At 60.5% G+C, this 18,618-nt stretch carries 17 protein-coding genes; 12 read left to right on the forward strand and 5 right to left on the reverse strand.

The genetic code is table 11. The features are described from left to right. The 3 genes from V1T76_RS06390 to V1T76_RS06400 all read left to right on the forward strand — a co-directional run bounded on the left by V1T76_RS06390 (window position 1) and on the right by V1T76_RS06400 (window position 3,791). Window positions 1-2,112, forward strand: coding sequence for a TRAP transporter permease (locus V1T76_RS06390; protein WP_330559773.1), 2,112 nt, complete (start codon window positions 1-3; stop codon window positions 2,110-2,112). A 28-nt stretch (window positions 2,113-2,140) separates the two neighbouring features. Then, window positions 2,141-3,115, forward strand: coding sequence for a TAXI family TRAP transporter solute-binding subunit (locus V1T76_RS06395; RefSeq protein WP_330559774.1), 975 nt, complete (start codon window positions 2,141-2,143; stop codon window positions 3,113-3,115). Window positions 3,116-3,302: 187 nt separating this feature from the next. Further along, entirely contained in the window at window positions 3,303-3,791 is a 489-nt protein-coding gene (locus V1T76_RS06400) for a LysM peptidoglycan-binding domain-containing protein (RefSeq protein WP_330559775.1), read from the forward strand. A gap of 87 nt (window positions 3,792-3,878) precedes the next feature. Here the strand turns inward: V1T76_RS06400 and rpsD are convergent, their stop codons facing one another. Then, window positions 3,879-4,496, reverse strand: a complete 618-nt coding sequence (gene rpsD / locus V1T76_RS06405) for a 30S ribosomal protein S4 (RefSeq protein WP_330559776.1) — start codon at window positions 4,494-4,496, stop codon at window positions 3,879-3,881. A gap of 489 nt (window positions 4,497-4,985) precedes the next feature. On the opposite strand from rpsD, the gene V1T76_RS06410 reads away from it, so the two are divergent. After that, window positions 4,986-6,782, forward strand: coding sequence for an EAL domain-containing protein (locus V1T76_RS06410; protein WP_330559777.1), 1,797 nt, complete (start codon window positions 4,986-4,988; stop codon window positions 6,780-6,782). Between the two features lie 127 nt (window positions 6,783-6,909). Here V1T76_RS06410 and murI read toward each other — a convergent pair whose 3' ends face one another. After that, window positions 6,910-7,704 carry a glutamate racemase gene (murI, locus tag V1T76_RS06415; RefSeq protein WP_330559778.1) on the reverse strand — a complete coding sequence of 265 codons (795 nt, stop codon included), beginning with the start codon at window positions 7,702-7,704 and terminating at the stop codon, window positions 6,910-6,912. 9 nt (window positions 7,705-7,713) lie between these two features. Beyond that, window positions 7,714-8,526 carry an RNA methyltransferase gene (locus V1T76_RS06420; RefSeq protein WP_330559780.1) on the reverse strand — a complete coding sequence of 271 codons (813 nt, stop codon included), beginning with the start codon at window positions 8,524-8,526 and terminating at the stop codon, window positions 7,714-7,716. A gap of 303 nt (window positions 8,527-8,829) precedes the next feature. Here V1T76_RS06420 and V1T76_RS06425 point away from each other — a divergent pair, with 303 nt between their 5' ends. From V1T76_RS06425 to prfH, 4 genes are all read left to right on the forward strand, one after another. Beyond that, on the forward strand, window positions 8,830-11,046 hold the full coding sequence (locus V1T76_RS06425; RefSeq protein WP_442970089.1) for an NADP-dependent isocitrate dehydrogenase: 2,217 nt from the start codon (window positions 8,830-8,832) through the stop codon (window positions 11,044-11,046). Window positions 11,047-11,122: 76 nt separating this feature from the next. After that, window positions 11,123-11,809 carry a hypothetical protein gene (locus V1T76_RS06430; protein ID WP_330559782.1) on the forward strand — a complete coding sequence of 229 codons (687 nt, stop codon included), beginning with the start codon at window positions 11,123-11,125 and terminating at the stop codon, window positions 11,807-11,809. A 468-nt stretch (window positions 11,810-12,277) separates the two neighbouring features. Beyond that, window positions 12,278-13,462 carry an RNA ligase RtcB family protein gene (locus V1T76_RS06435; protein WP_330559783.1) on the forward strand — a complete coding sequence of 395 codons (1,185 nt, stop codon included), beginning with the start codon at window positions 12,278-12,280 and terminating at the stop codon, window positions 13,460-13,462. Then, a complete protein-coding gene (gene prfH, locus V1T76_RS06440) occupies window positions 13,459-14,103 on the forward strand; it encodes a peptide chain release factor H (RefSeq protein WP_330559784.1) in 645 nt (214 codons plus the stop codon). The genes V1T76_RS06435 and prfH overlap by 4 nt, the downstream gene beginning before the upstream one ends. Window positions 14,104-14,144: 41 nt before the next feature. Here the strand turns inward: prfH and V1T76_RS06445 are convergent, their stop codons facing one another. Next, window positions 14,145-14,966: an alpha/beta fold hydrolase gene (locus V1T76_RS06445; RefSeq protein ID WP_330560225.1), complete on the reverse strand. Its 822-nt coding sequence runs from the start codon at window positions 14,964-14,966 to the stop codon at window positions 14,145-14,147. 248 nt (window positions 14,967-15,214) lie between these two features. Between V1T76_RS06445 and V1T76_RS06450 the strand changes: the two genes are divergently transcribed. Continuing rightward, window positions 15,215-15,715 carry a MarR family winged helix-turn-helix transcriptional regulator gene (locus V1T76_RS06450; RefSeq protein WP_330559785.1) on the forward strand — a complete coding sequence of 167 codons (501 nt, stop codon included), beginning with the start codon at window positions 15,215-15,217 and terminating at the stop codon, window positions 15,713-15,715. Next, window positions 15,712-16,428: an HAD family hydrolase gene (locus V1T76_RS06455; protein WP_330559786.1), complete on the forward strand. Its 717-nt coding sequence runs from the start codon at window positions 15,712-15,714 to the stop codon at window positions 16,426-16,428. Before V1T76_RS06450 ends, V1T76_RS06455 begins: the two co-directional genes overlap by 4 nt. Before the next feature lie 7 nt (window positions 16,429-16,435). Here V1T76_RS06455 and V1T76_RS06460 read toward each other — a convergent pair whose 3' ends face one another. Next, a complete protein-coding gene (locus V1T76_RS06460; protein WP_330559787.1) occupies window positions 16,436-17,383 on the reverse strand; it encodes an AraC family transcriptional regulator in 948 nt (315 codons plus the stop codon). A 184-nt stretch (window positions 17,384-17,567) separates the two neighbouring features. Between V1T76_RS06460 and V1T76_RS06465 the strand changes: the two genes are divergently transcribed. Continuing rightward, a complete protein-coding gene (locus tag V1T76_RS06465) occupies window positions 17,568-17,939 on the forward strand; it encodes a hypothetical protein (RefSeq protein WP_330559788.1) in 372 nt (123 codons plus the stop codon). 192 nt (window positions 17,940-18,131) lie between these two features. Then, window positions 18,132-18,617 carry a YHS domain-containing (seleno)protein gene (locus V1T76_RS06470; protein ID WP_330559789.1) on the forward strand — a complete coding sequence of 162 codons (486 nt, stop codon included), beginning with the start codon at window positions 18,132-18,134 and terminating at the stop codon, window positions 18,615-18,617. Window position 18,618 lies beyond the last annotated feature (1 nt).

The following is an 18,618-nucleotide window of genomic DNA, read 5'->3' on the forward strand; positions in this document are numbered from 1 at the left end:
GTGAGCACGGCAACAGGCAACACACCGGCCATTCCGCGCACCGACAAATGGATTGCCGACTGTCTCGCCGTGCTTTTCGTGCTCGTGATCCTCACCTATGCGGCTTCCGGCCCGATCACGGATTTCGTTCGCTGGTTCATCGAAACCACCACGCAAGGCTTTGACGAACTGTCTCGCCGCGACCAGCGCGCGCTCATGCGCGATCATTGGCTGGGTTCGGGGTATCGCTCGTTCGAGCGCTCTTTCCTGCTGCCGACAGGGCTGATCATCGGCCTGCCGATCGTCTTTTCCTTTGCCATCAGCCTGCTGACGCTGCACCGGGGCCGGACCGGACGCTGGCTCAACTGGGGACTGACGTTACTGGCGCTTGCGGCCTTCGTGTCCTGGATGCTGAAAATCTTCGCGACCGACGGCGGTGCGCTGCCCAGCGCCAGCCCAATCGACTTCGTGATGTTCCCGATTGCCACCGCAATCACGCTCTATCTGACGTGGCGCATGTTCGGCGGTTTTATCGTCGCCTTCTGCCTGTTCTGGGTGGTCTATTTCTTCATCCGCGGCTCCCTGCCCGACTGGACCGGCATTCTGGCCGGATCCGACTCGACCTTCAGCCAGAGCCTGCGCGCCATGGTGCTGAACTTCTGGGCCCAGACCGGTGGTCAGTTCGGCCAACCCTTGCAGGTTGTTTCCGGCAGCGTGCTGATCTTCATCGTCTTCGGTGCGGTGATGATGGCCTCGGGCGCGGGCGATCTTCTGATGAAGATCGCCAACCGGCTCACCGGTGGTCTCGTCGGCGGGGCCGCTCATGCAGCTGTCGCCTCCTCCGCCCTCTTCGGCACCCTTTCCGGCGCGGCCATCTCCAACGTGGTTTCCACTGGTGTGATGACCATTCCGGTCATCAAGAAGTCCGGCTTCAAGCCTGCATTTGCCGGTGCCGTGGAAGCAGCTGCCTCCACCGGCGGACAGATCATGCCGCCGGTGATGGGCGTCGTCGCCTTCTTCGTCGCCGGACAGATCGGACTGGAATACCGCTACATCGTCGTCTCGGCCATCCTGCCCGCGATCATGTTCTACTTCGCCACCTTCCTGACTGTCTATTTCGAGGCAAGGCGGCTCGGCATCGGCGCTCTGCCAAGGGAGCAGCGCCCACCGTTAACCGGCAATGAATGGGTGCAGTGCCTGGTCTTTGTCGTGCCGCTGGGGATCCTCACCTATTTCCTGTTCAGCCAGCCCTCCGTGCCCAAGGCGGGATTTTACGGCTTTGTTGCAGCCATTGTCTGCGCCCTGGTTCTGTTCCGTGAATTCCGGTCCCGAAAACGCCTATGGCAGGCCTTCGTCAATGCCGGACGCATGGCAGCCTCCATCGTGGTCATCGTCACCGCCATCGGCCTCATCGTCGGCCTGATCCAGGTGTCGGGTTTCGCTGGCCGTCTCGCCCTGCTGCTGACACAACTCGCCAGTGGCCCGTTGCCGCTGGTGCTCATCGTCGTAGCCCTTGGCGCCATCGTACTCGGCATGGGCCTGCCCCCCGGTGCGACCTATTTCATCATCGTCATAGCGCTGTCCTCCGGCATCGATGCCGTTGGCATTCCCGAGCTGACGCTGCACATGTTCGTTGTCTTCTTTGCCGTCATGTCCACGGTCACGCCGCCGGTGGCGCTCGCCGCCTTTGCCGCCGCCCCGATTGCCGGCGCGGACCCGATCCGCACTGGCTTCGAGGCCGCCCGCATCGGTATCGCCGGGTTCCTGATCCCCTTCATCTTCGTCTATCACCCCGCGGTTCTCTACAAGCTGCAGGTGTTGTTCGTCTGGTTCGGTTCGGGTGCTCCGGACAGCAAGGCGATGGTCGATCTGGCCAGCATTTCCTGGGGCGCATTCTTTTGGGTGATAGCCGCTTTCGCGCTCGCCATGTGGTCGATTGCATCCGCACTGGCCGGATTCGACCGGGGACGCCTGCCGCACTGGGAACGCCTGCTGCGCTTCAGCCTTGGCCTGCTGGTCCTGGTGCCGCACGTCGTTATTGCCGGTGCCGCGTCGGTCTTGATCCTGGCGGATATCGCCTTTCACGCAACCCGGCAGCGGAGCCTGACCTCCGCGCCCAATCCATCACAATGACAAGAGCAAATTATCATGGGAGGACGGAATGAAACGATTTGCCTTTACAGCCCTTGCGGGCCTGCTTCTGGCCGGCGCCGCATCGGCTGAAGACACCACGCTGAAGATGCAGACCATCGAGCCGAGCCTCGGTCAGGCAATCACCATGGCGACCTTCGCCAACATCGTCACCGACAAGCTCGACGATGTCTCGATCGAGGTTGCCGGCGGCGGTGCGGCCACGCTGCACCAGATGGAAACCGCGCGCGGCAATCTGGACATGTACATGATCTCGCCGACCATCCATATCCTGATGAGCAACGGCGCAGCCATGTACAAGAACGAGCCGGAAGCTCCCGAACTTGCCAAGAATGTACAGGTTCTGATGTGGTTCCCTTACGGCCAGTATCACTTCGCGGTGCGCGGCGACAGCGACATCACCGTGCTCGATGATATCGAGGGCGCCACGGTTTTCCTCGGTCCGCAGGGCGGCGGCGCTTACAATGCGGCCAAGGGCTGGATCGAAGCGACCACCGGTCTTGTTGCCGGTGAGGACTACGACGCCATCAAGGCCAACTGGGCAACCGGCTTCCAGTCGTTCATGGACGGCAAGGTGGAAATGTATGTCAACGGCTGCATCGATCCGTGCCAGCAGTTCATCCAGTTTACCGAAACCGAAACCGTTCGTTTTATCGGCCCCGAGGACGATCAGGGAGAAGCGGTCGACAAGTTCCTCGGCAAGTTTCGCCATCGGGCTGAGATCCCGGCAGGACTTTACGAGAACCAGGTGAACGACGGCCCGGTCATGTCCAACGACACGGCCGTCGGCATTGGCGTGCGCGCGGACCTCGACGAAGAGCTTGTCTACCGGATCACCAAGGCCTTCTGGGAAAATCTCGACAGCATCACGACCGACGCTCCCTGGGCAAAGGCGCTGTCGCCTGAATATGCCGCCCAGACACTCGGCACGGCCAAGTTCCACCCTGGCGCTGCCCGTTACTACAAGGAAATCGGCATTCAATAGCCGTCCGGACGCTCTGGCCGCTTTATCGCAGCCAGAGCGTTCCGTCAAAATCCGGAACGGCCTGTCGCAAGGACAGCCCCCGGCAAAGTTGCATCTATCGTTTTTCCGCGAAAACGTTGTACCCTGACAAAGTGCTGGTTGGGGGCAGCGGAAGATACCTGAGACTTTTTACGCGGAAGGTATTGATATGACTGTAACTCTCGACATCCAGCAGCCACAGCCGTTTGATCTGGTGGGATCCAGAATACTGATCGCGGGCAATGCGACCGCGTTCGAAGGCACCTTGAGCATTCGCGTTTCCGAAGGACACGACGAATATGCCTCCTTCACCCAGGTGGGTTCATTCGGGCTGAAGCAGTTTCAGGGCTTCATCGATATACCGGACACCAACCAGTTTCAGATGAACCGCCTGTTCCTGACCCTGGCGGACGACACAGGCAACGAAAACGGCCCTTCCGTCGTCCTTCCGGTGCTGTTCGGTCCGCGCATCCTGCCCGGTTACGGCGGCTGGCAGCCCTATACGGTGAAGGCGGGTGATACGCTGACCAAGATTGCGCAAGACCAGTATGGCAACGGCGACTATCAGCCGATCTACGAAGCCAATCAGCACATCTTATCCAGCCCCAACGTAATTTTCCCGGGTCAGGTACTTCGGATACCGCGAAACGACATCTGACAACTGGCGTCGGTCCGGAACAGCTATCTGCCAAAAGAAAAGGCCCGCCAGAGGCGGGCCTTTCCGTCAAACCATATTCGGCGCTGATTAGCGCGAATAGAACTCGACCACCAGGTTCGGTTCCATCTGTACCGGGTACGGTACGTCAGAGAAGCTCGGAACGCGGGAGTAGGTCGCGGTCATCTTGTTGTGGTCGACGTCGAGATAATCCGGAACGTCACGCTCCGCGGACTGGGTTGCTTCCAGAACCAGGGCGAGCTGTTTGGACTTTTCGCGAACTTCGATCACGTCGCCCGGACGGATCTGGTAGCTCGAGATATTGACGCGCTTGCCGTTCACCTTCACGTGGCCGTGGTTGATGAACTGACGTGCTGCGAAAACGGTCGGGACGAACTTCGCACGGTAGACGATGGCGTCCAGACGGCGCTCCAGCAGGCCGATCAGGTTTTCGGAAGTGTCACCCTTCATACGGGACGCTTCAGCATAAACCTTGCGGAACTGCTTTTCGGAAATGTTGCCGTAGTAGCCCTTCAGCTTCTGCTTTGCGCGGAGCTGAACACCGAAGTCGGACAGTTTGCCCTTGCGGCGCTGGCCGTGCTGACCCGGGCCGTATTCACGCTTGTTGGCCGGGCTCTTCGGACGACCCCAGATGTTTTCGCCCATCCGGCGGTCAATTTTGTACTTAACGCTATGGCGCTTCGACATCGCGGTTTCCTTTGAATTCGCGTTGTTATTTAAAAGGAAACGCGCCCTCCTTTATCGTCACAACCTGTCTTGCGACAGAAAGGTCAGATCGACAGGGACCCAGCTAGACGGCGCCGGCCGGATGCCCACGGGTGCGTAGATCCGGAAGACATTGCCTGCCGGACCGCGCGGAGATACAGGCAGTGCCTCCAAATGTCAATGCGTGGGCCGGCCTGCCCCGGAAAAGAACCGCCAAATCGGGCCGTTTGTCTGATTTTCGCCGAACGAGCAGACACATTTAACGGTTCAGACGGGTTTGCCTGCCACAATTTATGACGTTGCGTCCACAAAATGGGGAAAACAATGCATACATTTAGAGATTTTTAATTGCAGCTTTTCACTATGCAATCACCGTTACAACCATAGCGAATAATACCAGTGTGACGGACTGCTCGAGACCCCATCAAATAACGAAAGCGTATCAGCCGGACCTTGGCAGTAGGATCAGTAATGTCAGCGAATCGTCAACCAGCTCTTCAGACAGTTCCGGAAGCGCCCGGTTCGCTCTGTCGTACGCCAAAGGACACACTGACGAAACTCGACTACGCCCTGCAGCCTGTCGTCGACATCGGCACCGGCGTTGTTTACGGCTACGAGGCCCAGATCCGGAACTGCGATCTTGTGGGGGCGCAGTCTCCTGACGAACTCATCGATTTTGCGCACGCCGAAGGATATTTGCCGCAACTTGAGGCTCATCTGCTGGTGAAAGCGATGCAGCGCTTCGGAAATTTGAAGATCGCCCAAGGCACCAAACTCTATTTCAAGCTGGACGGCCGCGACCTCGGTCACGACAACGACCCGCGCATGCGGCTGGGCAAGCTGGTTTCCGAAGCCGGTCTGCAGGTCAACCAGATCTGCCTGGAATTTTCCGAACGCCACCAGCAAACCTTTACCGACGTGACGCACCATGCCGTCAACGATTTGCGCCAGTTGGGCTTCCTGATTGCCCTCGACGATTTCGGTCGGGGCTCTTCCGAACTGCGGCTCCTGCACGACATGTCGCCCGACTACGTCAAGATCGACCGGTTCTTCCTGAACGGAATCGACAGCGATGCCAGGCGCAAGCTGTTCGTCACCACCGTGGCCAACCTCGCGCACGTGCTGGGGGCAAGGGTGATTGCGGAAGGCGTGGAGACCGAAAGCGAGTTCAAGGCCTGCCGGGAAGCCGGCTGCGACCTGATCCAGGGCTACTTCGTTGCCAAACCCTTCCAGGAAAGGTCTTCGGCGAAGCTCTTTTACGATCACGTGCGCGCACCGGGCGTCGGCCGCAAGCGCCGGGAAGAACTTGACCGGATCCGCAACGAACTGATCAAGCTTCCGACGATCCAGTCAGGCGCCTCCATGAACGACCTTCTGGACATGGTGGTTCACAACCAGGAAGCCAGTGTGGTTCCCGTTGTCGACACCAACAACGAACCGCGCGGCCTGATCCACGAACGGGACCTGAAAGCCTATCTCTATGCTGGCGCGCCCGGTGACGACGATGAAAAGGCGGCCCTCGATTTCCCGCTGCGCTCCTTCGTGCGCGCCTGCCCGATCGCCGACATCGATTCCAATGCGGACATGCTGCTGGTGACCTTTGCCTCCTCGATCAATTCGGATGGCATCATCATCACCGAGAATTTTCGCTACGCGGGCTTTCTCTCCGCCACCTCGCTCTTGAAGATCATTCACGAAAAGCGTCTTCAGGAAGCGCAGGACCAGAACCCGCTGACCCGTCTTCCGGGCAACGGTGCCGTGTCCCGGTTCATTGCCGAAAGCGGTCGCAAGGGCGCCAACGACCGGCACCTGTGCTATCTCGACTTCGACAACTTCAAGCCGTTCAACGACACCTACGGCTATCGGCAGGGTGACAGGGCGATTATTCTGTTCAGCGAGTTGCTGCAGCGTCACGTGTCGGAGTCCGATACCTTTTACGGCCATATCGGTGGCGATGATTTCTTCGCCGGGTTCCAGAATGTCGACCAGACCGATGTCGCTGCCCGCATGCTGGCACTCAAGCGCGCCTTCCGCCTGGATGTGGAAAGTTTCTATGATGCCGAGCATCGGGAACAAGGCTTTATCGAAGCCCAGGACAGGTTTGGAACGACACGGCAGTTCCCGCTGCTGCAGTGTTCCATATCCATCCTCAGCCTGCCAAAGGGCGTCACGCTCAATCCCGACACGCTGAACCATGAGATCATGGACTTGAAGCGCGCCGCCAAACGCTCCGACGACGGCCTGGCCGTCAAATGCCTGGCGGCTTGAAGCGGCGCGCAGCGCCGTCTCGAAGCACGGGTGTCAAACAGCGGCGTGTAAGGTTTTAGCACTCGATAGCCACAAAGGCCCGGGTGTCTGTTTGCCCGGGACCATCCGCCGGCAACCTTATTGGCGTTCAGTCCAGCACAAGGCCAAAGCCGGCCAACAGTCGTGCCAGCCCCGGATCCTTCGAGCCTGAGGTAAAGATCGCCCGGTCCGGGAGATGCCGGGAATGTTCCCTGGCAACCCCTTCCCTAAGAACCCGGACCAACTGGCGGGCGATTGCCTCGGCCGGGTCGAGCCAGTCGACCGGCCAGGGTGCGATCTTGCGGAAGCGGTTGGCAAGAAACGGGTAGTGGGTGCAGGCAAGCACGACGATGTCCGTGCGCTTTCCACCCTGCTCCAGAAAACAGTTGGCGATTTCCGATAGAAGCGCTTTGTCGGAAACGGTTTCACCGCGCAGGTGCTTTTCGGCTAGTTCCGCCAGCATGTCCGAGCCGACCAGCCGGACGTGACACTGGCTGGCAAAACTGTCGATCAGGCTTCTGGTGTAGGTTCTGCGCACCGTGCCCGGTGTCGCCAGCACCGAAATCAGCCCGGAGGACGTGCGCTCGGCCGCCGGTTTGATTGCCGGAACGGTGCCGACAAAAGGCACATCCGGATGCGCCTCGCGCAAGGCGTCGCCGGCAAGCGTGAAGGCGGTGTTGCAGGCAATCACCACCGCCTTGGGGCCATGTTCGGCGATCAGCTCGTCAAACAGGGAGACGATCCGCGCCTTCAATTCCGTTTCCGGCCAGCGGCCGATGGGAAAGGCTGCATCGTCAGCAACATAGAGCAGCGGCTCATAGGGTAGCAGATAGCGCGCCTCGCGCAGCACCGTGAGCCCGCCAAGACCTGAATCGAAAAAGAGTACCGGTCCCGAACCCTGCAAGATATGCCTCTATTCTTCGCTGCCTGAACCTGACCTGTCCTTGCGCGGCCGCGTCTCGCGTTTTTCCAACGAGGCCACGACACCACGCAGCGCGCGCACTTCCTGGTCGGTCAGTTCCGCCTTCTGGAAGATGTTGCGCAACGTGCGCACCATATGCGGCCGCCGCTCCGGGGGACGGAAGAAGGTGGCCTTGTCGAGCGCCCCTTCCAGGTGCTCGAAGAAGCGCAACAGTTCATCCTTCTTCGCTGGCGGATGCACCTCCTCCGACAGCAGGAACGGCAACGCTCCGGCTGTCGCGGTCTTGCGCCACTCGTAGGCGCACACCAACACTGCCTGGGCAATGTTCAGCGAGGCAAAATCCGGGTCGACCGGCAGTGTGACGATCTCGTCCGCCAACGCCACTTCCTCGTTGTTGAGGCCCCAGCGCTCGCGGCCGAACAGATAACCGGTCGCGGCGCCCTGCTCTCCAAGTTCAACGGATTTCTTGGCAGCTTCGTCCGGCCCGCGGACGGGCTTGGGCACTTCGCGCGAGCGGGCGGTGGTGGCGAAGACGAATTGCAGGTCGGCAATGGCCGCTTCCACACTGTCGAACACCTGCACCTTGTCGATGACATGATCCGCCCGGCTTGCCGCTGCCCTCGCCTTTTCACTCGGCCAGCCGTCGCGCGGATTGACGATCCGCAGATCCACCAGACCGAAATTGGCCATGGCACGGGCCGCCGTTCCGATATTCTCGCCAAGCTGCGGCTCGCACAGGATCACCGCCGGCGGTTTGGCCGTCACCGCGCGCGCTTCGTCTCGGATGTGTGCATTCTTGCTCATGAGGCGGGGATTTAGCGTTTCTTCGGGGGATTGGAAAGCTGCTTTGCGAGCATTTCCATATCAATCAGTCCGTTTTTCGTTTCAGCCACAGGTCAGTCACGCCTGCTGCGACAGGGTGGGATTTCCCCTCCCCGATTGCCTTTTCCAGCGGCTTTGCTAGAACACCAGCAATCGTCACACCCTTCGCCTTCCGGAGGGCTTTCAATTGATTGCGTACAATTGTATACGCATGTCGAAATTCATCGGGAGCGGTCCCGCGCCACTCCTTTGACCAATGTTCGAACGCTAGGAAATGTGATTGTCATGGCCGACATTATCTACACCAAGGTCGACGAAGCACCGGAACTGGCCAGCGCCTCGTTCCTGCCGATCATCCGCTCCTTCACCAAGGCAGCCGGATTGACCGTCGGTACCAAGGATATCTCCCTCGCAGGCCGTATCCTGGCGAATTTCCCGGAATATCTGACAGACGCGCAAAAGCAGTCCGACGATCTTGCGGTCCTCGGCGAACTGGTCAAGCAGCCGGACGCCAATGTCATCAAGCTGCCGAACATCTCTGCATCCCAGCCGCAGCTCAACGCTGCCATAAAGGAACTGCAGGCGCAGGGCTACAAGTTGCCGGATTATCCGTCCGATCCGAAGACGGACGAGGAAAAGACCGTCAAGGCCAAGTATGACGCGATCAAGGGATCTGCCGTGAACCCGGTGCTGCGCGAAGGCAACTCCGACCGCCGCGCACCGAAAGCGGTCAAGGAATACGCCAAGAAGAACCCGCACCGCATGGGGGAATGGCTGCCCTCGTCCAAGACCCACGTCGCCACCATGGGCGAGAACGACTTCTTCTCCAACGAAAAGTCGGTGACCGTTTCTGCCGGCTCCGCAGGCAAGGCGAAGATCGAATTCGTCGGCAAGGACGGGGCTGCCACGGTTCTCAAGGGCGACTTCGCTCTGGATGAAGGCGACGTCGTCGACGGCACCTACATGAGCGCCAAGGCGCTGTTCGCGTTCCTGGAAAAGGAAATTCAGGATGCCAAGGACATGGGCATCCTGTTCTCGCTGCACATGAAGGCAACCATGATGAAGGTCTCCGACCCGATCATCTTCGGCCTTTGTGTCCGCGCTTTCCTGAAGGACGTCTTCGAGAAGCACGCAGCAACCTTTGCCGAGCTTGGCGTCAATCCGGATCTCGGCATCGGTGATCTGGAAGCCAAGGTCGCCACGCTGCCCGCCGACAAGGCCGCCGAGATCAACTCCGACATCAAGGCTGCCCTCGACAATGGCCCGGCCATGTACATGGTGAACTCCGACAAGGGCATCACCAACCTGCATGTCTCGTCCGACGTCATCATCGACGCTTCCATGCCGGCGCTGATCCGCGCGGGCGGCAAGGGCTGGGGCCCGGACGGCAAGGAAGCCGACGCGAAATGCGTGATCCCGGACAGCTCCTATGCCGGCGTCTACTCTGCCGTGATCGACTTCTGCCGCGAAAACGGCGCGCTCGATCCCGCCAAGATGGGCACCGTGCCGAACGTCGGCCTGATGGCCCAGAAGGCCGAGGAATACGGCTCTCACCCGCAGACGTTCAAGGCTCCTGCCGACGGCACGATCCGCATTGTCGATGCTGCCGGCAACACGCTGATCGAACATGCTGTCGAAGACGGCGACATCTGGCGCGCATGCCGCACCAAGGACGCTCCTATCCGCGACTGGGTCAAGCTCGGTGTCACCCGTGCACGCCTGTCCGGAATGCCGGGCATCTTCTGGCTGGACAAGGCCCGCGCCCATGATGCGGAACTGATCAAGAAGGTGGAAGCCTATCTGCCGGAACACGACACCTCCGGTCTCGATCTCAAGATCATGGCTCCGGCCGATGCGGCGAAATACACCACCGAGCGCCTTGCTCGCGGTGAAGACACGATCTCCATCACCGGCAACGTGCTGCGCGACTATCTGACCGATCTTTACCCGATCCTGGAAGTCGGCACCTCGGCCAAGATGCTGTCCATCGTTCCGTTGATGAACGGCGGCGGCCTGTTCGAAACCGGTGCCGGTGGTTCGGCTCCCAAGCACGTCCAGCAGCTCATGGAAGAAAACTACCTGCGCTGGGACAGCCTGGGCGAATTCTGCGCTCTCGGTGCATCGCTGGAGCATCTGGCCAACGTCAAGGACAATGCCAAGGCTCAGGTTCTGGCCGACGCGCTCGACAAGGCAGTCGAAAAGCTGCTCGACAACGACAAGTCCCCGTCCCGCAAGGTCGGTGGCCTCGATAACCGCGGCAGCCATTTCTACATCGCGCTCTACTGGGCCCAGGCTCTGGCTGCACAGGACAAGGACGCCGAGCTGAAGGCGCATTTCGCACCAATCGCGGAAGCGCTGTCTGCCAATGAGGACGCCATCGTTGCCGAACTCAACGGCGTTCAGGGCTCTCCGGCCGACACCGGCGGCTACTACCATGCTCCGCAGGAGAAGGTGAATGCCGTCATGCGCCCGAGCGCGACACTCAACGGCATTATCGGTTGATTTGCCATTTCCCTCATGGGTAGAAGTAGGGCGGCTCCGGCCGCCCTATTTTTTTGCGACAAGGAGCTCATTCTAAATGTTTTTTCGAAACAAGAAGCAGCTTCCGGTCGTCCGCAACGGGGCCAAGGAAGAGTTCACGCTCTTTTCGGCCACAGACGACACCCTTTCCCCCAAGTGGTGGCCGGACACGAGTTTTCTGGTGCATGCGCTCAGCGATGGCGATTTTTCGACCCTGCGCGGTGCCATACAGCTCATGGACGATGACCACGAACCTGTCTTCCTGACCGGGCCCGGCAGCGTCACGAACGAACTTTATGCCCGTCTGGAACACCTCGGATACATGAGCGTCACGGACAAGCCCCTGCCCGACGAGCTGCAAGGGCACCTGGTCGAACGCGGCCTGACCGACTACGGCAGGGAACATATCGCCGATTTCGTGATTGCCCAGCGGATCCAGATGGAGGAGCTGGAGGGCAACAGGGAGCCGCTGGAAGACTTCTGCACCAAGTTCGACAATCTGCGGGAACATCACACCGGCTTCCCGCTGGAAGCCCTGCACACGTTCCGGATGTTCTTTTCTGATCCCCGGTATGATTTCGATCTGGACCAGTCTTCAAACTATCTTTTCCGACTCTACAAGATGTTCGGCATCGTCGAGATTTCCGACGAAGGTGTCGCGCGCGCAAGCCGGTTCGGCTCCATGAATGTGCCGTTTCTGTTCGATCTGCTTCTGAAAGAGCGTGGGGCAACCGTCAGACACTAGGGTGAGGCCCCACAAATGAAGATGAAATGGTTTGAGGAGGACCAGTCCGGCCAAATCCGAAGGACATGAAAATGCCTTCACCGCCTCTCGACAGCCTGCTTGACCGGGCACAAAGCCCGCTCCGCGCACCCTTCCTGACGCGTTTTTGCCATTTCGCCCTTATTTGTGGCTCCACACCCTGGCGCCTAAAGAGCCTAGTTGCCTGGTTGCAACACCTTGCCAGGGAACTCAAAACCGACACTTGCCGCCATTGCCTTAACGGCAGCAAAGCCTTACCTGAACGTCCACCGCACACACCGTGCGCTGCTTTTGATTTGAAAACGGGATACCCGGACATGACGCACATGAGCCGCGCGCCCAGAGAGGCCGCCACCCTTCGCTGATCCGCGCTAGCGGTGCGCCGAAGGCTGACCAGGACAAGACCACCTTGTTCCTGAGCCTTATCCTGTTTTCAAAAAGGTTCCCGACATGGGCACTTCTCATGAGGATGGTGCTGCGCCGGCCATCGGCGCGGCGCCCATCCATCGTTTTTACTCCAGCGCTTCCTGGATCGAAGGCACGGCGGAAGATCAGCTTGGTATCGTTGCGGCGATGGCAGGCGTTTCACAGGTTGCCGCGTTTCCGGATCTTCACCCGGGCAAATACGGCCCGGTTGGCAGCGCCATTCTGGCTGAGCGAATCTATCCGCAACTGATCGGCAACGACATCGGCTGCGGCATGAGCCTGTTTGCGCTCGACCTTCCCCACCGCAAACTGCGGCTGGACAAGGCGGCGCAGAAACTGCGCGCACTTGAAGGGGCATGGAGCGGCAATGCCGCCGCCCGGCTGAAGGCAGAAGATCTGCCTGCCGGCCTGCACACCCAGGCTCTAGGCACCATTGGCGGTGGCAACCACTTCTGCGAACTGCAGATGGTGGAGACGCTTGCCGCCGGGGCTGCGGGGCCGAACAAGGGCGAGCTTGTCCTGCTCGTCCATTCCGGCTCCAGATCACTTGGCATGGCTGTGTTCGGCACTGTTCTTGATGGCTTCAGCGGACTGGAGGCGGATGCCGCTTCCGGCAGGGCCTATCTGGAGGCGCATGACCAGGCCGTTCGTTGGGCAGCGCTCAATCGGGCCCTCATTGCCGAGCGGGCTGCCGAAACGCTTCGTTGCGATTTCCGCCTTGTTTGCGACGCACCGCATAACCTGGTCGAGGCGCGTCCCGACGGCCTCCTGCACCGCAAGGGAGCCGCCAAGGCCGATCTGCCGCTTGTTCCCCTGGCCGGATCGCGAGATGCCGTGAGCTATCTGCTGAAACCTGCAGGTGACAAACCGGAGGCGCTGTCCTCCCTCGCCCACGGCGCCGGCCGTAAGTACGACCGGCGCTCCATGACAGGCCGTGCAGGTGTCACCCGCTCCGACCGGCAGGCCCTGACAAGGACGTCCTTCGGCGGTCTGGTGATCTGCGAGGATCGCCAATTGCTGATCGACGAAGCCCCCAACGCCTACAAGGACCCGGCACAGGTTGTCAAAGACCTGGCCGCGGCGGGGCTTGCAGAGGCGGTGGCAACCTTGAAGCCGTTGCTGACCTTCAAGAAAGCCGAAGCCGAGCAACGAGAGATGGCACGGCAGGACAAGCGCCAGCGCCTGAAGGAACGGAGGGCTGCCCGATGAGCACATCGCCTTGCCCAAGGCTGCTTGTGACAAGCGGTGACGGTCCGCGCGAATGCCGCCGGGCGGTCGCCCTCGTTCTTGAAAGGATCGTGAAAGAAGCCGGGCAATCCGGTCTTCGGTCTGACGTCGAGATGCCTGAAGCCGCGCCAAAGGGCGACCCGGCGTCTGCACTGGTCACGCTCAGTGGCGAAAATGCGCTGGCATTTGCCGCGCGTTGGACCGGCACCGTGCAATGGATCTGCAAGAGCCCCTTCCGCCCGCATCACAAGCGGCAGAACTGGTTTGTCGGCGTCTTTGCGTTGCAACCGGATCAACAGCCTGTCGCCAACCTCGGCCCACAGGACCTCAGGATCGAGACTTTCCGTTCCGGAGGCCCCGGCGGTCAGCACCAGAACACCACCGACAGCGGGGTTCGCATCACCCATGAGGCAAGCGGCCTTTCGGCGGTTTCGACCGACGAACGCTCCCAGCACCGCAACCGGCAGGTCGCCCTGGAACGGCTGAAGGCCAGGTTTCTGTTGAGGGAGCAGGAAACAGCTGCCCGCAACCGGTCCGAACAGAACCGAAAGCACGGCCAACTGGAACGCGGCAACCCGGTTCGGGTCTTTCGGGGAGACTCGTTCCAGGAAATCAAGAACTGAAAAGGGCGGCTCTGTGAGCCGCCCCTTTTTCCAGGCTCCGCTTATCCGCGGATAAACGCCAGAACATCTTTGTTGAACGCCTCGGCCTGCAATTGAGCAAGACCGTGACCGCCGCCCGCGTAGATCTTCAAGGTGGCGCCCTCGATGATGTCCGCCGCCCGGTGGGCAGACGCCTTGATGGGCACGATCTGGTCGTCGTCGCCATGCACGATCAGTGTCGGCACCTTGATGGCCTTCAGGTCACCCGTGTAGTCGACTTCCGAGAACTCGCGGATACAGTCGTACTGCCCCTTGATGCCGCCGGCCATGCCCTGCAGCCAGAAGCTTTCCTGCAGGCCCTTGTTGGTTTCGACCCCATCGCGATTGAAGCCATAGAATGGCACCGTCAGATCCCTGAAGAACTGCGACCGGTTGTAGGCGGTTCCCTCGCGGATACCGTCAAACACCTCCATCGGCGTGCCGTCCGGATTGTCCGCGGTTTTCAGCATCAACGGCGGAACGGCGCCGACGAGAACGACCTTGGACACCCGGTCATTGCCATGCCGGCCGACATAGTGGGCAACCTCACCGCCACCGGTGGAATGGCCAATCAGGATCACGTCCTTGAGATCGAGATGATCGATCAATTCCGCCAGATCGTCCGCGTAACGATCCATGTTGTTGCCGTCCCAGGGCTGGCTGGAGCGGCCGTGGCCGCGGCGGTCATGGGCAATCACCCGAAAACCGTTCTGGCCGAAGAACAGCATTTGCGCGTCCCAGGCGTCGGCCGACAGCGGCCAGCCATGGGAGAAGACGATCGGCTGGCCCTGCCCCCAGTCCTTGTAGAAAAGCTCTGTGCCGTCGGTTGTCGTGAAGGTGGTCATTTTCAGATTCTCCTGTTCAAGCAGTTGTTTCGCGGCACCGAACTTCGGCGCCATAACCAGACCGAGCCCGAGGGCTCCGCCGCCAATCAGCGTCTGGCGACGATTGACCTTCGGCCAAACGATCTTGTTTCCCATCGCATGATCTCCATTTAAATCGTACACGATTAAATCGTGCACGATGTATATGTGCTGGCGTGTTCGCTCTGTCAACGCTTGCCAAGAAAAAAAATGCTGCTTAGGAACGGTTCATGTCAGAACGCACTGAAAACAAAGACACCTCGGAAATGTCGATGGAAACCGGGCTGGACGGCCAAGGCAGAGATCTTGATGATTTTCTCTGTTTTGCCGTTTATGAGGCCAATCTGGCCTTCAATCACCTGTACCGGTCTTTGCTGGACGAGCTTGGCCTGACCTATCCTCAGTATCTGGTCATGACCCTGCTGTGGCGCCGGAACGAACGGACAGTCAAGGATATCGGCGATGCGCTCAGTCTGGAGTACAATACCCTGACGCCGATGATAAAACGCCTGGAAGCCATGGAGCTTGTCTCCCGCGTTCGCGATACGCAAGACCAGCGCGTGGTCAATGTATGCCTGACGGCCAGGGGCAGTGCGCTCAGGGAAAAAGCCGCGGCGATACCACAGTGTGTGGCTGAGGCATCTGGCCTTTCGGAGAAGGCTTTCGAGCAGCTGAGGTCGGCCCTCGACACTTTGCGATCGAACCTGAAATCCTCGGGAGACCGGACTTGAACAACGGCACCGGCAACATCTCGGCCATCCTGTTCGACAAGGACGGTACGCTGCTCGATTTTGATGCGACATGGGCGCCGGCCTATCGCGAGACCTCGCTCCATGCAGCCCGGGGCGACCAGGCTCTGGCCGACAAGCTGCTGGAACAGAGCGGCATGGACCTGACGACCGGCAAGTCCGCGGCCGGCTCCCTGCTTGCTGCCGGCAACTCCGCCGAAATCGCTGCGGCTTGGATCGCCTGCGGAGCGGACTTTGAGGAAGGCGTGCTGACGGCGGAACTCGACCGGGTGTTCATCAGCTGCATGCACGATGCAGCAACGCTTCCCGGCATACCGGAGGCCGTCGAGACCCTGAGCGCAACCGGGTTCACCCTGGGCGTGGCCAGCAGCGACAGTGAAGCGGCCATCAGGGCCTTTCTCGCCGGCACCCGGCTTGCCCCCCGGTTCGCCTTCGTCACCGGTTATGACACCGGTTTTGGCCCCAAACCGGAGCCCGGCATGGTGCATGGCTTTGCAGAGGCAGCCGGTCTTGCAGCCGACCGGATCGCCGTTGTCGGCGATAACACGCATGATCTGGAAATGGCCCATGCGGCAGGCGCGGGACTTTGCATCGGCGTGTTGACAGGCACGAGCGCACGCCGCGACCTTGAACACCTGGCGGATGCCATTCTGGACAGCGTGGCCGATCTGCCGGCGCACCTCACGAACCGCTAACGCGAGGTCAGGCTGATACGCCCGCCTCCTGCCGCCGCACCTGTCCGGGCGTCTGGTTAAACTGGCGCTTGAAGGCCCGGTTGAAGGCAGCCTCCGAACTGTAGCCGATGTTCTCGGCGATATCGATCAGGGGCAGATCCGTCTCGCGAATATCGCGCCGTGCCCGCTCCATCCGCCAGTGGGTGACATAGGCCAGCGGCGTCATGCCGACGAGGTTCGTAAACCTGTCGGCAAAAACCGTCCGGGACATGCCGGCCTCCCGGGCCAGACTTTCTACCGTCCAGGGTCTTTCCGGCGCCAGATGGATCTTCGACATGCTGCGGCCGAGTTTCGGGTTGAGCACTGCTGCCAGGCAACCGGCCCTGTCGCCTTCCCGGTCGACAAACGTGCGCACCACCTGGATGAAGATGATCTCCGTCAGCCGATGGATGATCGCCTCGGACCCCGGCTGCCCCGCACGCACCTCGCTGGCAACAAAACGCATCACCGCTTCCAGCCAGAAGGCGTTCATCGTCTGGGTGTTGGGCAGATGGATGACGGCTGGCAAGGCGTCCAGCAGCGGATGAACCGAACCTTCCTCGAACTCGAAATGACCGCAGAAGAGCTTGCAGGCCATATCCTCGTCAGGCCCGCCATAATAGAGCGCCCCCTCACCAGCGTAACCGGATTGCCGCACGACCTCGTCCACATCGGCCGCGGGACGGTCCGGTTCATCGCTCAGGACATGCGCGGCCCCGTGCGGAATGACAGCCAGATCGCCGGTCGCCAGGCGGATCGGCTTTTCAAGGCCGTCCACCGCCAGCCAGCAACCGCCGCGCATTGCCATGTGGAATCGAGCCACATTGCCGAAAGCAGGCACCCGCACGGCCCAGGGCGGTGAGAAACAGGTATGGAAGTAGACGGAACCCCGAAGTTTCAAGGCATCCAGGATCTGGGTCAGGGCATCGTGTTTCATGCAAGGCAGGCTCCGGTTTGAGGCGCTCTTCCTGCATTTTTGCGTCAACACCGCAAAGCGCAAGGCTCCCGGACGATCAGTCAATTTTCAGGGACTTCCGTGCATGGATAGAACTGCAGGCTCGCAACATCTTTGGGCTCGTGGGCAATCCGCCCTCGGATAACCAACCTGGAGCACATGAAAGATGTCTGTCCGCTTCGTTACGAAAACCATGCATGCCTACCTCGACTATCCCGTCGCCATTGGCCTGATTTCCCTGCCGGTATTGCTGAACCTCGGCCAATCGAACCCGATTGCCTTCTGGCTGTCCTTCCTGACCGGCTTCGCAGCCCTGGTGCTGACGATCCTGACGGATCATCAGACCGGCATCATCCGCGTCCTGCCATATTCGGTGCATCTGGCGGTGGATTTCGCCGTCGGTATCGTGTTTCTGGTAGCGCCGTTTGCCCTTGGCTTCACCGGCCTCGACTTCGCCTACTACGTGGTCAACGCCCTTGCCGTCCTGACTGTCGTCAGCCTCGGCAAACCGCAGGAAGCCGTTCCGCAGGCCGCCTGAGAGGCCTGCAACGACCGCACCTTCAGACCAAAAGACACCGGCCGCCGCGCCGGTGTTTTTTTGTGCCGAATGCCGGACGATCTGCAAATCCTCAGGAACGAGCAAGCATGGAGACACCGGCGGTTCGGACGCAAGGTAGAGGCACCGGAGCACTTCCGGCCTTCAACCTTCACATCCTTTCAGGAGTAGAACATGTCCTTGATGAAATCCGCCCTCGCCGCAACTGTGCTGAGCCTTGCAGTCCTGTCCGTCCCGGCGATGGCCGCGGACGAATACAACACCTCCAGCGGCCTGACGGCGGCCGGCAGCCCGCTCGGCCTCCATGGCGTCGACCCCGTGGCCTTTGTCAGCCTGGGTAACCGCATTGACGGCACGGCCCAATATACCGCCGTGCACGACGGTGTTGCCTATTACTTCGCATCCCAGGAAGCCATGGATGCGTTTACCGCGCATCCGGACCAGTATCTGCCGCAGAACGGCGGCTTCTGCACATTTGGTGTGTCGGTCGGCAAGAAGTTTGACGGCGACCCACAGTTCGCCGCCGTTGTCGACGGCAAGCTTTACCTGTTCCTGAACGAGGCCATCTTCCGCGAGTTCCAGAAGGACCAGTCGGGCACCATCTCCAAGGCCGAAGCCAACTGGAAGAAGATCCGCACGACCGCCGCGACGGACCTCTGAC

It is taken from the genome of Roseibium sp. FZY0029 (genome assembly GCF_036350355.1).
Taxonomy (GTDB): Bacteria; Pseudomonadota; Alphaproteobacteria; order Rhizobiales; family Stappiaceae; genus Roseibium.

What these genes read in the sequence shown, in the direction of transcription:
- V1T76_RS06470 (WP_330559789.1), top strand. Translation starts at nt 18,132, where the DNA reads ATGTCCTTGATGAAATCCGCCCTCGCCGCAACTGTGCTGAGCCTTGCA.
- V1T76_RS06430 (WP_330559782.1), top strand. Translation starts at nt 11,123, where the DNA reads ATGTTTTTTCGAAACAAGAAGCAGCTTCCGGTCGTCCGCAACGGGGCC.
- V1T76_RS06425 (WP_442970089.1), top strand. Translation starts at nt 8,830, where the DNA reads ATGGCCGACATTATCTACACCAAGGTCGACGAAGCACCGGAACTGGCC.
- V1T76_RS06395 (WP_330559774.1), top strand. Translation starts at nt 2,141, where the DNA reads ATGAAACGATTTGCCTTTACAGCCCTTGCGGGCCTGCTTCTGGCCGGC.
- V1T76_RS06400 (WP_330559775.1), top strand. Translation starts at nt 3,303, where the DNA reads ATGACTGTAACTCTCGACATCCAGCAGCCACAGCCGTTTGATCTGGTG.
- V1T76_RS06460 (WP_330559787.1), bottom strand. Translation starts at nt 17,383, where the DNA reads ATGAAACACGATGCCCTGACCCAGATCCTGGATGCCTTGAAACTTCGG.
- V1T76_RS06410 (WP_330559777.1), top strand. Translation starts at nt 4,986, where the DNA reads ATGTCAGCGAATCGTCAACCAGCTCTTCAGACAGTTCCGGAAGCGCCC.
- V1T76_RS06450 (WP_330559785.1), top strand. Translation starts at nt 15,215, where the DNA reads ATGTCAGAACGCACTGAAAACAAAGACACCTCGGAAATGTCGATGGAA.
- V1T76_RS06445 (WP_330560225.1), bottom strand. Translation starts at nt 14,966, where the DNA reads ATGACCACCTTCACGACAACCGACGGCACAGAGCTTTTCTACAAGGAC.
- V1T76_RS06420 (WP_330559780.1), bottom strand. Translation starts at nt 8,526, where the DNA reads ATGAGCAAGAATGCACACATCCGAGACGAAGCGCGCGCGGTGACGGCC.
- V1T76_RS06435 (WP_330559783.1), top strand. Translation starts at nt 12,278, where the DNA reads ATGGGCACTTCTCATGAGGATGGTGCTGCGCCGGCCATCGGCGCGGCG.
- V1T76_RS06465 (WP_330559788.1), top strand. Translation starts at nt 17,568, where the DNA reads ATGTCTGTCCGCTTCGTTACGAAAACCATGCATGCCTACCTCGACTAT.
- prfH (WP_330559784.1), top strand. Translation starts at nt 13,459, where the DNA reads ATGAGCACATCGCCTTGCCCAAGGCTGCTTGTGACAAGCGGTGACGGT.
- rpsD (WP_330559776.1), bottom strand. Translation starts at nt 4,496, where the DNA reads ATGTCGAAGCGCCATAGCGTTAAGTACAAAATTGACCGCCGGATGGGC.